The sequence below is a fragment of the Tautonia sp. JC769 genome, from assembly GCF_040717455.1.
In the GTDB taxonomy this organism is placed as follows: domain Bacteria; phylum Planctomycetota; class Planctomycetia; order Isosphaerales; family Isosphaeraceae; genus Tautonia.
Window position 1 is genome coordinate 205264 of record NZ_JBFEFH010000006.1, and the last position, 18501, is coordinate 223764.

The 18501-nt window shown below is 69.7% G+C and carries 15 protein-coding genes; 6 read left to right on the top strand and 9 right to left on the bottom strand.

The genetic code is table 11. The annotated features are described in order from the left end of the window. Nucleotides 1-11 precede the first annotated feature (11 nt). The 9 genes from kdpC to AB1L88_RS08925 form a co-directional block, all read right to left on the bottom strand. Nucleotides 12-569, bottom strand: coding sequence for a K(+)-transporting ATPase subunit C (kdpC, locus tag AB1L88_RS08885; RefSeq protein WP_367096289.1), 558 nt, complete (start codon nucleotides 567-569; stop codon nucleotides 12-14). Nucleotides 570-603: 34 nt separating this feature from the next. Next, on the bottom strand, nucleotides 604-2739 hold the full coding sequence (gene kdpB, locus AB1L88_RS08890; protein ID WP_367096290.1) for a potassium-transporting ATPase subunit KdpB: 2136 nt from the start codon (nucleotides 2737-2739) through the stop codon (nucleotides 604-606). Nucleotides 2740-2928: 189 nt separating this feature from the next. Beyond that, nucleotides 2929-4632 (bottom strand): potassium-transporting ATPase subunit KdpA, encoded by a 1704-nt coding sequence (gene kdpA / locus AB1L88_RS08895; RefSeq protein ID WP_367096291.1) that lies wholly within the window; start codon nucleotides 4630-4632, stop codon nucleotides 2929-2931. Nucleotides 4633-4666: 34 nt separating this feature from the next. Beyond that, nucleotides 4667-4786, bottom strand: a complete 120-nt coding sequence (locus tag AB1L88_RS08900) for a potassium-transporting ATPase subunit F (protein ID WP_367096292.1) — start codon at nucleotides 4784-4786, stop codon at nucleotides 4667-4669. 92 nt (nucleotides 4787-4878) lie between these two features. Further along, on the bottom strand, nucleotides 4879-5568 hold the full coding sequence (locus tag AB1L88_RS08905; RefSeq protein ID WP_367096293.1) for a response regulator: 690 nt from the start codon (nucleotides 5566-5568) through the stop codon (nucleotides 4879-4881). A gap of 4 nt (nucleotides 5569-5572) precedes the next feature. Beyond that, the gene (locus AB1L88_RS08910; protein ID WP_367096294.1) at nucleotides 5573-6295 is read right to left on the bottom strand and encodes a hypothetical protein; all 723 of its coding nucleotides are present in this window, start codon (nucleotides 6293-6295) and stop codon (nucleotides 5573-5575) included. Further along, entirely contained in the window at nucleotides 6292-7014 is a 723-nt protein-coding gene (locus AB1L88_RS08915) for a response regulator (RefSeq protein WP_367096295.1), read from the bottom strand. The genes AB1L88_RS08910 and AB1L88_RS08915 overlap by 4 nt, the downstream gene beginning before the upstream one ends. Next, complete coding sequence (locus AB1L88_RS08920) at nucleotides 7011-8882, bottom strand: ATP-binding protein (protein WP_367096296.1); 1872 nt, start codon at nucleotides 8880-8882, stop codon at nucleotides 7011-7013. Before AB1L88_RS08920 ends, AB1L88_RS08915 begins: the two co-directional genes overlap by 4 nt. A gap of 619 nt (nucleotides 8883-9501) precedes the next feature. Next, a complete protein-coding gene (locus AB1L88_RS08925) occupies nucleotides 9502-10845 on the bottom strand; it encodes a sigma-54 dependent transcriptional regulator (RefSeq protein WP_367096297.1) in 1344 nt (447 codons plus the stop codon). Between the two features lie 590 nt (nucleotides 10846-11435). Between AB1L88_RS08925 and AB1L88_RS08930 the strand changes: the two genes are divergently transcribed. The 6 genes from AB1L88_RS08930 to AB1L88_RS08955 all read left to right on the top strand — a co-directional run bounded on the left by AB1L88_RS08930 (nucleotide 11436) and on the right by AB1L88_RS08955 (nucleotide 18488). Next, nucleotides 11436-11993, top strand: a complete 558-nt coding sequence (locus tag AB1L88_RS08930; protein WP_367096298.1) for a hypothetical protein — start codon at nucleotides 11436-11438, stop codon at nucleotides 11991-11993. 110 nt (nucleotides 11994-12103) lie between these two features. Further along, nucleotides 12104-12994, top strand: coding sequence for a dienelactone hydrolase family protein (locus AB1L88_RS08935; protein ID WP_367096299.1), 891 nt, complete (start codon nucleotides 12104-12106; stop codon nucleotides 12992-12994). Between the two features lie 279 nt (nucleotides 12995-13273). Continuing rightward, the gene (locus AB1L88_RS08940; RefSeq protein WP_367096300.1) at nucleotides 13274-14458 is read left to right on the top strand and encodes an alpha/beta fold hydrolase; all 1185 of its coding nucleotides are present in this window, start codon (nucleotides 13274-13276) and stop codon (nucleotides 14456-14458) included. 192 nt (nucleotides 14459-14650) lie between these two features. Beyond that, nucleotides 14651-15634, top strand: coding sequence for an SMP-30/gluconolactonase/LRE family protein (locus AB1L88_RS08945; RefSeq protein ID WP_367096301.1), 984 nt, complete (start codon nucleotides 14651-14653; stop codon nucleotides 15632-15634). Nucleotides 15635-16452: 818 nt separating this feature from the next. Further along, the gene (locus AB1L88_RS08950; protein ID WP_367096302.1) at nucleotides 16453-16833 is read left to right on the top strand and encodes a hypothetical protein; all 381 of its coding nucleotides are present in this window, start codon (nucleotides 16453-16455) and stop codon (nucleotides 16831-16833) included. Between the two features lie 335 nt (nucleotides 16834-17168). Next, nucleotides 17169-18488, top strand: coding sequence for an efflux RND transporter periplasmic adaptor subunit (locus AB1L88_RS08955; RefSeq protein ID WP_367096303.1), 1320 nt, complete (start codon nucleotides 17169-17171; stop codon nucleotides 18486-18488). The last annotated feature ends 13 nt before the right edge of the window (nucleotides 18489-18501 follow it).

Sequence of the window (18501 nt, forward strand, 5' to 3'; positions counted from 1 at the left end):
TCCGGCTCGGGTCATTCGAGGGCGTCGAGGGCCCGGTTCAGCCGCAGGACGTTCACGCGCGGCGGGGCGCCGATGACATCACCCGACCGATCGACATGTAGGCCGATCAGCTCCAGCACGCGATCCGTCGCCAGGCCCCGCGCCCCGGCCACGCGGCTCGCCTGATAGCGGGCCGATTCGGGGCTGATGTCCGGGTCGATCCCCGAGCCGGAGGCGGTGACGAGGTCCGCCGGCGCGGGCCGGTCTTCGGTGGCGCCCATCGCCTCGGCGCGCTCGGAGATCTGCCCGCGCAGTACGGGGCTCTTCGGCCCGAGGTTCGAGCCGCCGGTGGCGTCTGCCGCGTGATCGACGGCCGAAGGCCGGGGGTGGAAATAGCGATCGGAATTGAAGGGCTGGGCGATCAGGGCCGACCCGAGCACGGTCCGGTCTCGACCGTAGAGGAGGCTCCCGTTGGCGTTGGAGGGGAAGAGGAGCTGGCTCACGCCCCAGACCGCCGCCGGGTAGCCGACGGCGCACAGGACGAAGGTCACGAGGCTCGCGATCAGGGCGTTGACGGGCTGGCGGATCATCGGAACGAGTCCCTCTGTCTGGGTTCGTGGCGGATCAGGCGAACGGGAGCAGGGCGAGCAGCGGGTCGATGGCCAGGTCGATCAGCTTGATCCCGATGAACGGGGCGATCATGCCGCCGAGGCCGTAGTAGAGCAGATTGCGACGCAGAAGGGCGTCGGCGCCGACGGGCTGGTATTTGACCCCCTTCAGCGCGATCGGGATCAGCAGGGGGATGATGATCGCGTTGAAGATCACGGCCGAGAGGATCGCCGAGTAGGCCCCTCCTCGGGCGGCCAGGCCCATCAGGTCGAGCACGGCGAGCCTCGGCAGGGTGACGATGAACATCGCCGGGATGACCGCGAAGTACTTGGCCAGGTCGTTGGCGATCGAGAAGGTCGTCAGCGCCCCCCGGGTCATCAGCAGGCCCTTGCCGATCTCGACGACCTCGATGAGCTTGGTCGGGTCGCTGTCGAGGTCGACCATGTTGCCGGCCTCCTTGGCGGCCTGGGTGCCGCTGTTCATGGCCACGCCGATGTCGGCCTGTGCCAGCGCGGGGGCGTCGTTGGTGCCGTCGCCCATCATGGCGACGAGCTTGCCGCCCTCCTGCTCCGCGCGAATGTATTCGAGCTTCGCCTCGGGGGTGGCCTGGGCGATGAAGTCGTCGACGCCGGCCTGCTCGGCGATGGCGCGGGCCGTCAGCGGGTTGTCGCCCGTGACCATCACCACGCGCAGGCCCATCTGGCGGAGCCGGGCGAAGCGGTCGCGGATGCCGGGCTTGAGGATGTCTTCGAGCTTGACCACGCCGACGAGGCGGTCGCCCTCGGCCACGGAGATCGGCGTGGCGCCGGACGAGGCGATGCCGTCGACCGTCGCCTGGTATCCGTCGGGGACGGCGCCGCCGAGGCCCTCGACGTGGCGTGCGATCGTGTCTGGCGCCCCCTTGCGGAGCCGGGTTCCGTCGGGCAGGTCGACCCCGCTCATGCGGGTCTGGGCAGTGAACTCGACGAACGAGGCCCCCTCGGGAGCCTGGCCCTCGAGCGCCGCCTGGTGACGGGCGAGATCGAGGATACTCTTGCCCTCGGGAGTCTGGTCGGCCAGCGAGGCGAGCCCCGCCAGGCGGGCGAGTTCGCGCTCGGTCACGTCGCCGAGCGGGACGAACCGAGTCGCGCGGCGGTTGCCCATCGTGATCGTCCCGGTCTTGTCCAGCAGCAGCGTGTCGATGTCGCCGGCCACCTCGACCGCCTTGCCGCTCTTGGCCAGGATGTTCGCACCCAACGCCCGGTCCATGCCGGCGATGCCGATGGCGGCGAGCAGGGCTCCGATCGTCGTCGGGATCAGGCAGACGAGCAGGGCGATCAGCGTCGGGATGTCGAGCCGCAGGCCGAAGTACAGGCCCATCGGGTAGAGCGTGGCCGTGACGATCAGGAAGACGAGCGAGAAGGCGGCCAGGACGATCGTCAGGGCGATCTCGTTGGGCGTCTTCTGACGGATAGCCCCCTCGACCAGGCCGATCATCCGGTCGAGGAAGCTCTCGCCGGGCTCGGCGGTGATGCGGACGACGATGTGGTCGGAGAGGACCCGAGTGCCTCCCGTCACTCCGGAGCGGTCGCCTCCGGCCTCGCGGATCACCGGGGCGCTCTCGCCGGTGATGGCCGACTCGTCGACCGAGGCGACCCCCTCGACGACCTCACCGTCGGACGGGATCACCCCGCCGGCTTCGACCCGCACGAGGTCGCCGGCGTGAAGGAGGGTCGACGGGACCGTCTCCCCGACGGTGTCCCCGGCCCGGGCGACCCTCAGGGCGGGCGTATCCTGGCGGGTCGCCCGGAGGCTGTCGGCCTGGGCCTTGCCGCGGGCCTCGGCCAACGCCTCGGCGAAATTGGCAAACAGGACGGTCAGCAGCAGCAGCACAGTCAGCACCGCCTGGTAGACGATCAACCCCGGCGACGCCCCGGTCGCGATCGACTGGATCGTCACCAGCAGGGTCAGCGCGGTGCCGACCTCCACGAGGAACATGACCGGGTTGCGAGCCATGCTCGCGGGGTTGAGCATCGCCAGCGACCGGCGGGCGGCCTGGCGGAGCAGGGTCGGCTCGAACAGGCCGGCGCGTCGGGTGTGCCGCCGCTGGAGCTTGCGGGCCTGGGCGTCAGCGTCCGGGCGGGCGGCCCGGGTCTCGATATCGAGGCTCATCTCTTCGGGTTCCTGGGGGATGATTCGATCGCGAACGAGTGCGGCCCGGCCGCCCGGGTCGGCCCCGGGGCCGGGGGGCCCCGGCCGGGCGCTCGGCCTCGGGCCCGGCGGCCGCGGCGGCCCTCTCCCGGACGCGGCGACCGCCGATCGGCGACCGGGGCCGGCCGGGGCCCCCCGGCGGGGGCGCGATCATGGGGTGGGCAGCGGGGGGAAGGTCGAGAGGTGGTCGGCCACCGGGCCGAGGACGACGGTCGGCAGGAACGCCAGGGCGCCGACGAGGATCACCGTGCCCAGCAGCATCACCGCGAAGGTCAGCGTGCTGGTGCGGAGCGTGCCGCTGGTCTGCGGCACCCGACGCTTCTGGGAGAGGAAGCCCGCGATGGCCAGCGGGAAGATCATTGCCGGGAAGCGGCCCAGCAGCAGGACGATCCCCGTGGCGATATTCCAAGGCGGCGTGTTGTCGCCCAGGCCCTCGAATCCCGAGCCGTTATTGGCGGCGGCCGAGGAGAATTCGTAGACGATCTCGCTGAATCCGTGCGGGCCGGGGTTGTTGACGGTCTCCCGGCCCCACGAGGTCGCGGCGAACAGCGCCGAGCCGCCGCAGATGAGCAGCGGGTGGAGGAGGATCGCCAGCATCGCCAGCTTGACCTCCTTCGCCTCGAGCTTCTTGCCGAGGTACTCCGGCGTCCGCCCGACCATCAACCCGGCCAGGAAGACGGCGACGATGATGTAGGAGACCATGTTGAGGAAGCCGGCCCCGATGCCGCTGAAGACGACATTGAGCATCATCATGCCCATCGGGACCATCCCGGCCAGCGGGTTGAGGCTGTCGTGCATCGCCGAGACCGAGCCGTTGGACGTCGCCGTGGTGAACGCCGCCCAGGTGGCGCCGCCGACCGGGCCGATCCGGACCTCCTTGCCCTCCATGTTCGGCCCCGGTTCGATTGCCAGGCCCGCCGTCGCGGCGTTCGGCTCGACCTCGGCCAGGATGGCGAAGGTCGCCCCGCCGACGAGGATCGTCAGCATCACGCCGAAGACGACCCCGGCGTGCCGGCCGTCGCGGAGCATGAAGCCGAAGAGGGCGATCGTCCCCATCGGGAGCAGGAGGATCGAGACCATCTCGATCATGTTGCTCCAGGGCGATGGGTTCTCGAAGGGGTGGGTCGAGTTGGGGCCGAAGTAGCCGCCGCCGTTGGTGCCGAGCTGCTTGATCGCCACCTCGGCCGCCACCGGGCCGCGGGCGATGACCTGCTCACCGCCCTCCAGGGTCCGGGCCATGGCGGCCCCCTCGAACGTCATCGGCACGCCGCAGGCGACCAGCAGGACGGCGACGACCAGGGACATCGGGACGAAGACGAGGCAGAGGATGCGGGCGAGGTCGAGGTAGAAGTCGCCCAGGTGCTCGTCGCCCCGCAGGCCACGGATCGCCGCCAGCATCACGCAGAGCCCGGAGGCCGGCGTGACGAACTGGAGCCAGGCGATCACGCCGAGCTGGCTGAAGTAGGAGAGCGACTGCTCGCCCGAATAGTGCTGCAGGTTCGTGTTGGTGACGAACGAGCAAACGGTGTTGAAGACGAGATCGCCGCTCATCGGTCCCTTGGCGTCGGGGTTGAGCGGCAGGTGCGGCTGAAGGCTCAGGAGCAGGAATGACAGGGCGAACAACATCGCGTTGAACGCGAGCAGGGCGAAGGCGTACGCCTTCCAGTCCGATCGGGCCGGCTCTCGGCCGATGAGGACGCGGCGCATCGCCCGGGGGACGGCGTCGAGGCCTCGGCCGTCGCGCCCAGGTGGCACGTCGAGCACGCGCCACATCCACCAGCCGAGCGGGATGGCCGCCGCGATCGGCAGGGCGAAGGCCCAGGTCGGCAGCAGCCAGGCATTGGACAGGTCCACGGGTCAACTCTCCGATCGATTCGATCGCGGTTCGTCAGAAGGACTCGGGCCGGATCATGGCGTACCCGAGGTAGAGCAACGCAGCGAGGGCCAGGGCGGCGCTCAGATAGAGCACGGCGGTTCTCCTCCGTCGGCGGGTTAGAGCCGGTCGCACGCGGCGACCAGGCCGAACAGCAACACGAAGACCCCCATTCCGAGGGAAACCGCGGCGAGCGACATCGGTTCCGGTCTCCAGGGTGTGTCGGGTCAGGACGAGTAGCGAGCCTGCAAGTGCTTCAGGTTATGCCGGGCGGGCAAGTAGCCGGGGTCGGCCTCCAGGGCTTGGTCGAACTCCTCGCGGGCCGCACGAGGCTCGTCCTTGGCCAGCAGCAGGATGCCGAGCAGCGTGTGGGCCTCGGCCGACCGGTCGTCCAGGTCGAGGGCCCGCCGAAGGAACAGCTCGGCCTCGACGCGACGGAGTTGGCTCATGGCCCGCTTGGCCCTCATGAGGGCCTCGCTGAATCGGTACGATTCGATGTCCGAGACGGTCGGCGCCCGCCCCCCGTCCGGGTCGAGTGCCGCGGAATGGCGGCGAATCACCTGGGAGGCGACCTCGCGAAGCTCCTCGGGGCGGACCGGCTTCTGGATGAAGTCGATGGCCCCCAGCTTCATCGCTTCGACCGCGTCGGGCACGCTGCCGTGCGCGGTGACGATCACCACGGGGACGAGCAGGCCCTCGTCTCGCATCCGACGCAGGGTGGCCATGCCGTCGATCAGCGGCATGCGGAGGTCGAGGAACACCAGGTCGAACGGCCCGGATCCGCGGAGTGCGGCGATTGCGGCCTCGCCGTCCTCCGCCTCGGCTACGTCGTGGCCGACGACCTGGAGGGTGGTGCGGAACATGAGCCGGACGTTCGGCTCGTCGTCGGCGACCAGGATGCGTGTCGTCTTGTTCATCGGATCAGCTCCCCACCGGGCCGGGTCCCGGCCCCGGGGCCGTCGGGGGATGGGGCGGGACCCGGCCGGCGCCGACGTCGCCGGGGATCTCGATGCTGCGGGCGACCTCGCCCCGGTCGTCGAAGAGGCCGAGGGCCGGCGTGCCGTCGGCCCGGATCGCCAGCGCCGCCCTCAGGGCTTCGCCGCTGGCGTCGTAGAGGTTCACGCCCGCGTCGCCGCCTTCGCCGAGGTCGACCGACGCCCTCGGCCGCCCTCGCTCGTCGAAGAGGCCCAGGCCGGGCGTCCCGTCGGGGCGGACGGCCAGGGCCGCACGCTGCGGGCCGCCGTCGGAGTCGTAGAGGTTGACGCCCGAGGAGCCGTCGGCCCCCAGGTCGAGCGAGAGCCGCAGTCGACCGTCGGCGTCGAAGAGGCCCAGGCCGGGCGTGCCGTCGGGGCGGACGACCCAGCGGCCGACCGGCGTGCCGTCGGGGGCGACGAGGACGAATTGCTCGGCCTCGACCGTCTTCTCCGCGTGGCCTGCGGCGCCGGCCAGGGCGACGAATGCCGCGGCGATCAGCGCCGATCCGCCGGCCAGCCTCCAACGCCCCAGGGTCCGCCGGAGGTCGGCATTGCTCCGCTCCATCCGGTCGAGGCGGCCGTCGAGCGTTTCCATGGTGATCGTCTTCCTCGCGTCAGGATCCGTGATGGGAACAGGTCGGGATTCGGTCATCGCCTCGGTGCCGCTCATCGGCCCCCCTCCTCGGCCGGTCCTTCGGCGATTCCCCCGAGGGGCCGCCGGGTGTTGCCGTACCTGAGCAGCTCCTCGCAGCGGAGCAGGTTGTTGCGAGCCGTCGCATCGGCCGGGGCGATGAACCTCGCCATGCGGAAGGATTTCAGGGCCGCCCCGTGGTCGCCGAGGAGCGAGTGCAGCACGCCGAGGAGGTTGTGGGCCTCGCTCGACGAAGGGTTCGAGTCGATCGCCCGCCGGAGGAAATCCTCGGCATCATCGAACTCGCAACGGTTGATGGCCCGCTTGGCCCGGGCGAGCGCGACGTCGCCGGTGCTCTCCGTCGGCCCCGGTCCTCCGGGCTCGGGGTCATGCCGGTCGAGCACCTCGGAAACCGTCCGTCTTAGGGCCTCCGGGTCGATCGGCTTTTGGACGAAGTCGATGGCGCCGAGCTTCAACGCCTCGACGGCGTCGGGCAACGTGCCGTGGGCAGAGACGACGATGACCGGAGTGACGTCACCGGCGGCCCGGAGCCGGCGCAGAAGCTCCATCCCGCCGGCCCCCGGCATGCGCAGGTCGAGCAGGGCGAGGCCCGCGACATGCTCCTCCAGGAAGGCCAGCGCCGCGTCGGCGTCGGCGGCCTCGGCCACCGCGTAACCGGCCGCCTCCAGGGCGGTGCGGAAGGTCAGGCGGATGTTCGGCTCGTCGTCGATGACCAGGATTCGTCGGGAATCGCTCATGGCGTCGCGTCCTCGTCGCCCGGCCGGCCGGCCCGTCCCGGGTCGGTCGGCAGGGTGAAGGTGAAGGTCGTGCCCCGGCCGGGGATGCTCTCGACGCGGGTGTCTCCGCCGTGGGCGGCGACGATCTCGCGAGTGATCGCCAGGCCCAGCCCGGCGCCGCCGGGAGGGGAGCCGGGGACTCGGTAGAATTTCTCGAAGAGATGCGGCAGGTGTTCCGGCGGGATGCCCTCACCGGTGTCGGCGACGGTGAAGCGGATGGCGTCACCCGAGGCCTCGGCACCCAGGCGGACCGAGCCGCCACCGGGGGTGTGGGACAACGCGTTGCCGACGAGATTGTCGAAGACGTGGGCAAGCCGATCGGGGTCGACCGGCACGTCGGGCAGGCCGTCGGCCGTCGACCGAACCAGCTCGATCCCCGCGTCGCGGGCCTGCGCCCCGAATCGCTCGATGGTGGCGGCGATCAGGTCCTTCGGGGACGTCGGCCGGAGGTCGAGCCGGACGCGGCCCTGTTCGATGCGGGTCAAATCGAGAAGGTCGTTGACCATCGCCACCAGGCGTTCCGAGTCCTGCCGGGCCGCCAGCAGCAGCTCGACCTGCTTGGGAGACAGCGGGCCGACGACTTCCTCGAGGAGCAGATGGACAGCCATCTGGAGGCTCGTCAGCGGCGTCCTCAGCTCGTGGCTGACCGTCGAGACGAGGTCGCTCTTGAGCTGGTCGAGCCGGCGAAAGCGGGTGATGTCCAGGAGCACGACCGCGGCGCCGAGCGGATCGCCGTGCTCATCCCGGATCGCCAGGACGCGAGGCAGGAGGGACCGCTCCTGGCCGTCGTCGCGGAGCGTGACGGCCTGCTCGAAGCTGCTCGGCAGGTAGTCGCCGTCGCCCCTGATCGCGGCGGCGAGCGGCTCGCGGATCGGGGGTGGCGGTGTCCACGCGACGGCCGATCCGTCGCCGACGGCGAGGCCCATCATCCGGCAGGCGGCCGGGTTGACACGCTCGGCGGCGCCGGAGGGGTCGACGATCACGACCGGATCGGGGAAGGAGTCGATCGTCGCCTGGGCCGTCCGCTGGGCCCGGAGCAGGCGGGCGGCGCCGGCCGCCTGGAGCTCGCGGATGCGGCGGGCCATCGTGTTGAAGGCCCCGGCCTGCTCCCCCAGCTCGTCGCGGCTGACGACCGGGACGAGCTGGTCGTAGTCGCCGCGGGCCATGGCGCGGGCCCCTGCGGTGACGGCCCGGATAGGCCGGAGGATCGAGCGGCTCAGGCCCAATGCCAGGAGGGTCCCGATCGCGATCGCCGCCAGCAGGGCCAGCGCCATCAGGCGGATCGACAGGGCCGCGGCCCGGCGGGCGTTGCGGTCCATCGCCTCCATGTTCTCCTGGTTGATCCGCAGGACGTCGTCGGCGCGGCCCTTGAGCGAGAGGAATGTCGGCAGCAGGCGGTCGAAGTAGAGCCTCCGGCGCTCCTCGACCCGCCCCGCCCCCAGAGCGAAGTAGCGCTCGGCGAGGGCCACGAACTCCGAGAACGACCGGTCCAGGTCGGCGGCCATCTCGGGTTCCCCCTCGGCGAGGAGCGTCAGGTTGCCCAGTTCGGCGGCGAGTTTCTCCTCGAAAACGAGTCGGTTCGCGTCGAATTGCTCGCGGGCCCGGCGTTCCTCGCCGCCGAGGGCGAAGAGCAACGCCGAATCCATCCGCTCCAGCGCCTCCTTCATCCGCTCGGCATACAGGACGCTCCGATAGTTCTCGCGCAAGATCACGTCGATATTCCCTCCCAGCCGGGAGAACATAACGATGGCCCACACCCCCAGGACCACCACGAGGGCGAGCAAGGGGGCCAGGCCGATCAGCAATCGAATCCGCAGCGTCGTGAACATCGGGCTCCTCCATCGCGACGGCACTCACAAAGCACAGGCCGTGCCGCCGCCGCACAGATCAACCGAATCGCTTGCGGCACAATCACTTACAGAGAACGACCCGCATGGTGTCCGGCCCGAGCAGACATTTCAATCCGTGCAACCTGCACGGACGATCGTGCAGGTTGCACGGAGATCGGGGCCGGGGCTCGTGCACGCCATCTCCCGCGGTCCGGAGTCTCCGGATCGATGACGGGCGCCCGGATCGACACGTCCGGATCCGGCACGGTGGTGGTTCCCGGTCTGCTCCTACCGTCCGACGAGGAGACCGAGGCCCCTTCGGGAGACGAGTCCCGGTCCGTCGGCCGAAGGGCCACACCCCATGCCCAGACACACTCGCGGCCCCCGGGCTGACTCACGCCGCATCGTCGGCAATGCCGAAACCGACCTGACGGCTGATCGCCCCTCAATCAGCTCCGAGGCATGTTCATAGGCTCTTCGGAAACACGACGCGGACCGAGAAGATCACCCGGGCCGCCGAGTTCTTCTTCGTGGCCGAGATCAACGCAGTGGGACAGAAGCCGAGCCCCGCGGGCGATCCCGTCGCGATCGCCCGCCCGGTGGGGCCGCCAACCGGGCCTCACAGTCCGTACTTGCGACGCTTGCGGAACAGGGTGCTCGGATCGACTCCCAGGGTCCGGGCCGCCTCGTCCAGGCTCCCCGAGGCGGCGAGCACTCGGCGGATGTGCTCGACCTCCAGGGCCTCCAGAGTCATGGGGCCTCCGACCTCGACCTCCCCGCCATGACCGGCCTCCAGCGGCCCTCGGGCGACCCGCTCCGGCAAGTCGGCCAGGCCGATCTCGGGCCCCGCCGCCAGAATCGCCGCCCGCTCGACGGCGTTCCGCAGCTCGCGGAGGTTGCCCGGCCAGGAGTGCCGCCCGATGGCGGCGCGTGCCTCGCTCGTGAAGCCGATCAGTCGCCGCCCGGACTGCTGGGCGAAAAACGCCAGCAGGTGATCGGCCAGTTCCAAGGAATCGGCGCGTTCCCGGAGCGGAGGCATGCCGATCTCCAGGATGTTGAGCCGGTAGAGCAGGTCATCGCGAAAGGTGCCGTCGGCGACCATCGCCTCCAGGTCGCGATTGGTCGCCGCGATCAAACGGACGTCGGCCTGGCGCTCGGACGCCTCGCCGACCCGCTCGTAACGCTTCTCCTGCAGGAACCGGAGCAGCTTCGGCTGGAGCGCCACCGGCAGGTCGCCGACCTCATCCAGGAAGAGCGTCCCTCCCTCGGCGGCGGCCACCTTGCCGACCGTGTCCCGGACGGCGCCGGTGAAGGCCCCCTTCGCGTGGCCGAACAGCTCGCTCTCCAGCAGCTCGGCCCCCAGGCTCGGGCAGCTCACGGTGACGAACGGCCCGCCAGCCCGACCGCTCCAGCCGTGGAGCGCGCGGGCGAGCACCCCCTTGCCCGTACCGCTCTCGCCGCGGATCAGCACCGCGGCGTCGGTGGGCGCGACCCGCCGGGCCAACTCCAGCAGCCGGGCCATGGCCGGGTCTCTCGCGTCCAGGCTGGTCTCGGGCACCTCGCGGCGGACCTGATCCTCCAATGCCTCGACCCGGTCGCGCAGGCCACGCTGGCGGGCGACGCGGTCGAGCACGGCGCGGACTTCGGCCGGGGTGAACGGCTTAGGCAGGTAGTCGTCGGCTCCACGCCTCATGGCCTCGACGGCCGAGTCGATCGAGGCGTGCGCAGTGATGACGACCAGGATCATCCGTGGTGCTTGTTCCCGCAGCGGTCCGATGAGATTCAGGCCCGACTCGCCCCCAAGCCGCAGGTCGACCAGGGCAGCGTCGCACGGCCGATGGCCGACGCTGGACAGGGCCTCGGCCCCCGACGTCGCCTCGCGGACCTCATGGCCGGCTGCCTCCAGTGCGATGCGGAGTGTGCGACGGACATTGGGCTCATCATCTACCACAAGAATTTTCATAACATTTATTATTCTATGTGTTTACTTGTAAAAAAATTTGTCTCAGGGATTATGGCGAACGGTCTCTCACGCGCCTTGACGCCTTTCTCCCGGAACCGCGAGGTTGACTGGGTGCCGTCGTGCTGAACACTCGATGATGATCGACTTTACCACGGCGACGGGCCGGGCGGCGGAGCGGCATCGGGCCCGAGGTTGACCGCCCCCCTCATCTTCGCTTACGCCCACGCCGGATAAAGGCCCATTCGGCATGAATGCGAACCGGGCAGGCGGATGTTTTGGACGAGTCGGCGGGCGAAGTCGAGTTCGTCGAGACCGCGCCTCGTCGGATGGCGACGAGCATGATCCGATCGTCTACGCCAACCTGGAACGGCTCTGCTGCGCCGTCGCCGCGCCCGGGATTGTCAAACGGACAGGTCCCCACGCCAAGGACGCCGATGCGGATTTCTACAAGGCAAAGATCTCCGACCCGAATTCCAGGAAGGTCGACGGGGGCGAGGTGGATCGGTCCCCTTCGATTCTGCGAGGAGCGCGGCATCGAACTCCGCCAGGTCACGTCCTTCCTCCTCAGCCACGACCACGAACATCGCCTGATGGACCAGGTCGGAAATCCGCGTTCGACCCCCTCGAAGAAGCAGAACCCCGCCGCCCCACGCCACTCCCCCGACAACCGGCAGATGTATCAAGACTTCGTCCCGAATCCGGCCGCCTCGGTCCGCGGGCCGAGGCACGTCGCCCACGAGGTCCAGATCCCCGGCTTCGACGACGAGGAGGTCCGAAAACGCTTCAAGTCGATCACGACCGACGAGATCCTCGGCCTCCGCGACAAGACGATCCTCAGGCTGCTGTCCTCCACCGCCGCCCACGCCGGGGCCGTCGACCAGCCGTACTTGGAAGATTCGCCTCCCGATCGCCACGCCCACCCGTTCGCGTACCGCTTGAGCGTCCTCCCCGCCCCCGTGGCGGAGGTTCCGGGGTCGGCTCCGATGCGATCGGCGAATGCTCCTCGGCGACGGCCCCCCGGCGGACCTCTGGCAAGGATTCGATCACGTTGCGCCGATCCCGGATCGTCTGACGCGACTCACGACGGCGACGCTCCCGCGCCCGGATGGCCGAGCGACTTGGACTTTGAGACTTTGCAATCGTCCTGATTGACAGGCCCGGCCGCTTGTCGCACCGGCCCGCACCGGCGACAATCCGAGGGCCACCCGGCCGGCCGCGGCCCGACCGGGGGCAGGGCCCTTCGGCTGGAGGAATTCGCATGGACCGAGAACGAGCGCGGGACTTCGATCAGGGACTGCTCGACCTCTACGACGATTACGCACACGGCCGCCTCGACCGCCGCGAGTTCGCTCGACGGGCGGCGGCGTTCGCCGTGGGCGGGATCACCGCCGAGGCGCTGCTGGCACGGCTCAGTCCCAACTACGCGCTCGCGCAGCAGGTTGCACCCGACGACGAGCGCATCCACGTCGAGTACGCGACCTACGAGTCGCCCAGGGGCGGCGGGACGATCCGAGGGCTTCTCGCCCGCCCGAGGGGCGAGGACGCGACGTACCCGGCGGTCCTCGTCATCCACGAGAATCGCGGACTGAACCCGTACATCGAGGACGTCGCGAGGCGGCTGGCGGTCCGGGGATTCCTGGCGCTCGCCCCGGACGCCCTGACCCCGCTCGGCGGCTATCCGGGGGATGACGACCGGGGTCGCGCGATGCAGGCGAAACGCGACGCCGGCGAGATGACCGAGGACTTCATCGCGGGGGCCGAGTACCTCAAGGAGCACCCGAAGTCGACCGGGAAGGTCGGCGCGGTCGGCTTCTGCTTCGGCGGGGGCATGGTCAACACGCTGGCCGTCCGCATCCCGGAGACGATCGCGGCGGCGGTCCCGTTCTACGGCCGCCAGCCCCGCGCGGAGGACGTCCCCGAGATCGAGGCCCCCCTCCTGATCCACTACGCGGGCCTGGACACCCGGATCAACGAGGGGTGGCCCGCCTTCGAGGAGGCGCTCAAGGCCTCGAACAAGGCCTACGAGGCGTACTTCTACCCGGACGTCAATCACGGGTTCCACAACGACACGACCCCGCGGTACGACGAGCAGGCCGCGGAGCTCGCCTGGGAGCGGACAATCGCGTTCTTCAAGATGCATCTGGGCTGATCGCAGCCGACGCGTCCTCGCGGGGCCGGGGACCATCGGAATCGAGGGGGGCGGGATGCCTGAAGCGTCCGCCTGCCTCCCTGGGCAGGCGCCATCCTCCTCCCCCGACGAGGTCCGCGCGCCCGCCCCGGAGGCGAAGCTGGCCGCCCGGGCTGGCCTCCGACGCGAGCGTGCGGAGTCCCCGTGTGCGTATCCCACGAACCACGCTGACGGGTTCCATCCCCGGCGACCGAGCGTCCGGGAGCCGGCGTCAGACGTCCACCCAACCCCGAGCGAGTCATGCGACGATATTTCCCCGGCCTCCTGCTCGTGATGACCCTGCCGGCCGCGGCCGACGAGCGATTCACCGGCCCCTGGCCCATGGACGAGCTGAAGCGGACGCCCGCCTCCCGCGTGTCGGAGCCCGACCCCGCGACCGGCCTGCGCGAGGTCTTCTACGAGAATGTCCCCCTCGACGGGGAGCCGACGCGGGTCTTCGCCTACTACGCCGTCCCCGAGGCCGGAGAGGGGCCGTTCCCGGCCATGGTGCTCGTCCACGGCGGCGGGGGGACGGCGTTCCCCGAGTGGGCGCGGCTCTGGGCGGATCGCGGCTACGCGGCGATCGCCATGGACCTGTCCGGCCGCGGGCCGGATGGCGAGCGGCTCCCCGACGGCGGCCCCGAGCAGTCCGACGAGGAGAAGTTCCGCGAGTTCGGGCCGGACGAGGTCGGCCGGATGTGGTCCTACCACGCGGTCGCGGCGGCGGTCCGGGCCCATTCCTTCCTGGCCGCGCGGCCCGAGGTCGACGGGGACCGGATCGGGGTGACCGGGATCAGCTGGGGCGGCTACCTCACCTGCATCGTCGCGGGGATCGACGACCGGGTGAAGGTCGCCGTGCCGGTCTATGGCTGCGGCTTCCTCGACGAGAACAGCGCCTGGCTGCCGCGGTTCGAGCAGATGGGCGAGGCCAGGACGAGGCGCTGGTGCGACCTGTTCGACCCCTCGCGCTACCTGGCGGGCGTCGGCTGTCCGATCCTCTTCGTCAACGGCACGAACGACTTCGCCTACCCGCTGGACAGCTACCGGAAGTCTTACCGGCTCGTGGAGGGCCCGGTCGACCTGTGCGTCACCGTCGGGATGCCGCACGGGCATCCGCAGGGGTGGGCCCCGGAGGAGATCGGACTGTTTGTTGATAGCGTCCTGGAGGGCGGCACGCCGCCCCCTCGCCTGGCCGACCCCGAGATCGACGGCGACCGCATCACCGCTCGCGTCGCATCGAACCATCCTTACGGGAAGGCGAAGCTCCATTACACCACCGACGCGGGGGCGTGGCAGGAGCGGAGCTGGTCGACGATCGACGCCGAGATCGAGGGCTCCCGGGTCGAGGCCGAGCTGCCCGGAGAACGGCCGATCGTGGCCTTCTTCACCGTCGAGGACGAGCGGGGGGCCGTCGCGAGCAGCCCGCATGCGACGGCCGGGGAGTGACCCGGGGCGACCCATGACGTTCGGGGCGCAGCGAAGACGAAGCATCGCAGCCGGATGCAAGCCCACACCCCTCGTCATCCAGGATGCGAACGCCGCCACCGAGGAGGTGAATATCGTCCCGCCCGCGCCGGGCGTAGAATGGCCTTCCCGGTCGAGTGAGGGGCCGATCTTGCACCCTTTCCCGAGAAACCCATGCGTCCACGAATTCGCGGCAGTCTCGCCCTCATCCTGATCGCCGCTTCGCCGGCCAGACCGGCCGACGGCATCCTGGCCCCGGGGGCCGAGCCCCAATTGCTGCAGGAGCGGGGCGCAGGCGAAGGCCCGGCATGGCACCCGGAGCTCGGCCTGCTCACCAGCGGCGGCGGCAGCATCTATCGCCGCGCGCTCGACGGCACGGTCTCGGTCTACCGGGAGGGTGCCGGCTCGAACGGCCTGGCGTTCGACCGCAAGGGGCGCCTGGTGATCTGCGAGGCCTCGGGCCGCCGCGTGACCCGACTCGAAGCCGATGGGAACCTCACCGTCCTCGCCGACCGGTTCGACGGCCATCGCTTCAATCAGCCGAACGACCTGGTCCTCGACTCCCGGGGGCGGATCTACTTCTCCGACCCCTGCTACGGCGACCGCAGCGGCATGGAGATGACGGACGCCGAGGGCCGCAAGGTCGAGGGCGTCTACCGGATCGACCCGGACGGCGGGATTACGCGCGTCATCACGCACGAGGCCGACCGGCCGAACGGTTTGGCGATCTCCCCGGACGGCGCGTCGCTCTTCGTCGCCGACAACAACAACGACACGGTCGGCGGCGCCCGGAAGCTCTGGCGGTTCGCCCTCCGGGAGGACGGCGGGATCGATCCCGACAGCCGGACGCTCGTTTACGACTGGGGCGCGACGCGCGGGCCGGACGGGATGAAGTTCGACGTCGCCGGGCGCCTGTTCGTCGCCGCCGGGCTGAACCGTCAGAACCCGCCGTTCGAGACGCAGGAGGAGCCCACGGCCGGCATCTACGTCTTCTCGCCGGACGGCGAGCTGCTCGAGATGATCCCGATCCCGCGGGACGAATGCACCAACTGTGCCTTCGGCGGCGAGGACTTCAGGACGCTCTTCGTGACCGCCGGCGGCACGCTCTGGTCGGTCCGGCTCAACGAGGCCGGTCGCACGATCTGGAACGCCAGGTGATCCCTCGGCGGGCGCAAGGTCCCCGATCAGGCCGACGCTCCGTCACCCGGCCCGCTGACCCCGGCAAACGATCAATTCGCGAGGCTCGAGAACCCTCGCGTGCCGTTGTCGCGGGAACGCTCGATGCCGAGTCGTGCGCCCGACCTCGCGCCCTGCCACGGCCCGGTCCATCAGACAGGGAGTGGACGGTCAGGGCCGGGCGCAACAACTCGATCGCTTGTCTCTCCGGGGCTTCGGACCCCGGCTCGGCCTTCGAATACCGGCCGGACTGTCGCCCGGCAACCGCTCCAGGCCATCATGTACTTTGGGCCGACGCCTCCGAACTGCAGCGGCCGCGTGTATTCCACCAACTCCGGCGGGACTGGGCGAACAGGCGTCTTCTCGCCGATTGGAATCGGCCGAAGCCACGCCCGGGACGGTCAATTCGCGGTGGTCCGGCTCACGTCGAGCCAAGTATGGCTGGGCCATCGAGCTCGGATATCAGCCGATGGAACGGAGAACTCGAGCAGGACCACTCCGAGGGACGCTCGTGGCGTGAAATCCACCATCACCCCTGCCTGATGAGGGTGGCCTACGGCTTCCTTGCCGTGGACCAGCGACGAGCCCGCTGCGGTCGACCCCGGCCGGGTAAGATGGGTGGCGACAAGGGCGGGCTGTCCGTCGCCCGCCGTCATGGACGGTGTGCATCGTCTGTGGGGCGACCATGGGGGGCGCTGAGTCGTGGTGATGACTCGGAGAGACCGAGGGCTTGACGAGGGAGCCAGGCTCGGTCTATAAATCTTCGGGTCTTTTTGTACGTTGAGAATGGAGAGGGGCCGGTGGTTCGACCACGCAACGCGACAGGCGGCTGGCAGTCGATCGTCGCAGACGTCGCGTTGGTCCTGTGTGCCATTGCCCTGCCGCCCTGGGCTTCGCTGTCGCTGAATGGTCCCGTCGGTCTGGACGGACATTCTGGGACGCCGACCCTCATCTCTGATGACCATGGGATGTCGGTCGCCCCGGCCACCCCGGACAGGACATTCCACCTCGTCGATGACTCGGCCTTCATCGAAGAGTCCGAACAGGAAGAGCAGTCAGACCCCTTCCTCGATCGCATTTCTCCGGCCTTCAATGCGATGGACGGGCTTCACAAGGCCCGCGCCGGCCTACCTCTGGCCATCCCTCATCTGCGGATCGTCGCCCTGCCGCTCCGGTGTTAACGGGCGATCGCCCGGATCCTGCCGTGTTCGAGGCCGTCGGCGAGCGAGCGTCGCTCCGCCCCTGCTGACGGCCGAACCGATCACGCCCCGGACCTCGATGCGTCGTCCTGCGCGGTCCGGTCCGAAACGGCCCGTGCCTGAGCCGCGGCTCGACCGCGATGCCCGGGGAGACGTGGCGTCGACGATCAGACGCCTCCGCAGCGGGTGCAGGCTCGATCGGGTCGGGCATCCGGGATGACCGTACCCCCTCGATGGCCGGCCTGGCAGGGTCCCCGCGCGTGGCGAGGGCCCGTCTGGTGCCTGTGAGCGCCTCGTCGCATAAAGGATCGCCGATCATGAACGTGTTTGCCTTTGTCCGGAGACGGCCGATCACCATGCTCCTGCTGGGTGTCGGCCTGGCGTCAGGCGGGCTCCTGGCCGCGGACGAGCTGGGAGTGGACGTCGACCCGCTCCTCCACGAGGCGAAGATCGGGGTGAGCTCCCTGGTCGACCGGGTCAGGGGGATTGCCCTGGCCGCCGCGTCCGAGGCCGAGGAGGGGCCCGAACACGAGCACCACAGGATCGTGGTGACCAGCCCGAAGGCGATGGACGTCACCACCACCCAGCCCTACGTCTGCCAGATCCACTCCCGGCGGCACATCGACGTCTGCGCCCTGGAGAGCGGGTATCTCGAGAAGGTCCTGATCAGTGAGGGCCAGGAGGTGAAGCGAGGCGACCTGTTGTTCGAGATCCTCCCGCCCCTCTACCAGGCGAAGCTGGACGCGAAGCTGGCCGAGGCCCAGCTCGCGGAGCTGGAGTACAACAATACGCGGGGGCTGGCCGAGAAGAAGGTGGTCTCTCAGAACGAGGTGAAGCTGCTCCAGGCGAAGCTGGCCAAGGCCCAGGCCGAGGTCGAGCTGGCGAAGGCGGAATTGAACTTCACCAACATCGTCGCCCCGTTCGACGGGATCGTCGATCGCCAGCAGCAGCAGCTCGGCAGCCTGATCGCCGAGGGGGACGTGCTCACCACCCTGTCCGACAACAGCGTGATGTGGGTCTATTTCAACGTGCCCGAGGCCGACTACCTCAGGTACATGGCCGGCCGGGACCGGTACGAGCGGATCGACCTGAAGCTGGCCGATGGCAGCATCTTCCCGCAGCCCGGCAAGATCGGCGCGATCGAGGCCCAGTTCAACAACATGAATGGGAACCTCGCCTTCCGCGCCGATTTCCCGAATCCGGACGGACTGCTGCGGCACGGCCAGACCGGAACCGTGATCATCAGCCGGGACCTGAAGGGTGCCATCGTCATCCCTCAGCAGGCGACCTTCGAGCTCCTCGACAAGCAATACGTCTACGTCGTCCGCGACGGCGACGATGACGACGGCCATGCTGTCGACGGCGACGAGGATGACGACGACGGCGATGACGACGACGACGACGACGACGACGAGGATGACGACGACGGAGATGACGACGACGGAGTGGTGCACCAGCTCGAAATCGAGATCCAGTACGTCCTGGAAGACATTTATGTCTTGAAGGATGGGATTCTCGACGAGGGGGACCGGATCGTCCTCGAAGGGGTCCGGGAGGTCCGCGAGGGTGAGGAAGTGGACTACGAGTTCCGGAGGCCGGAGGAGGTCCTCTCGAACCTGAAATTCCACGCGGAATAGATCAGCCGCCCCG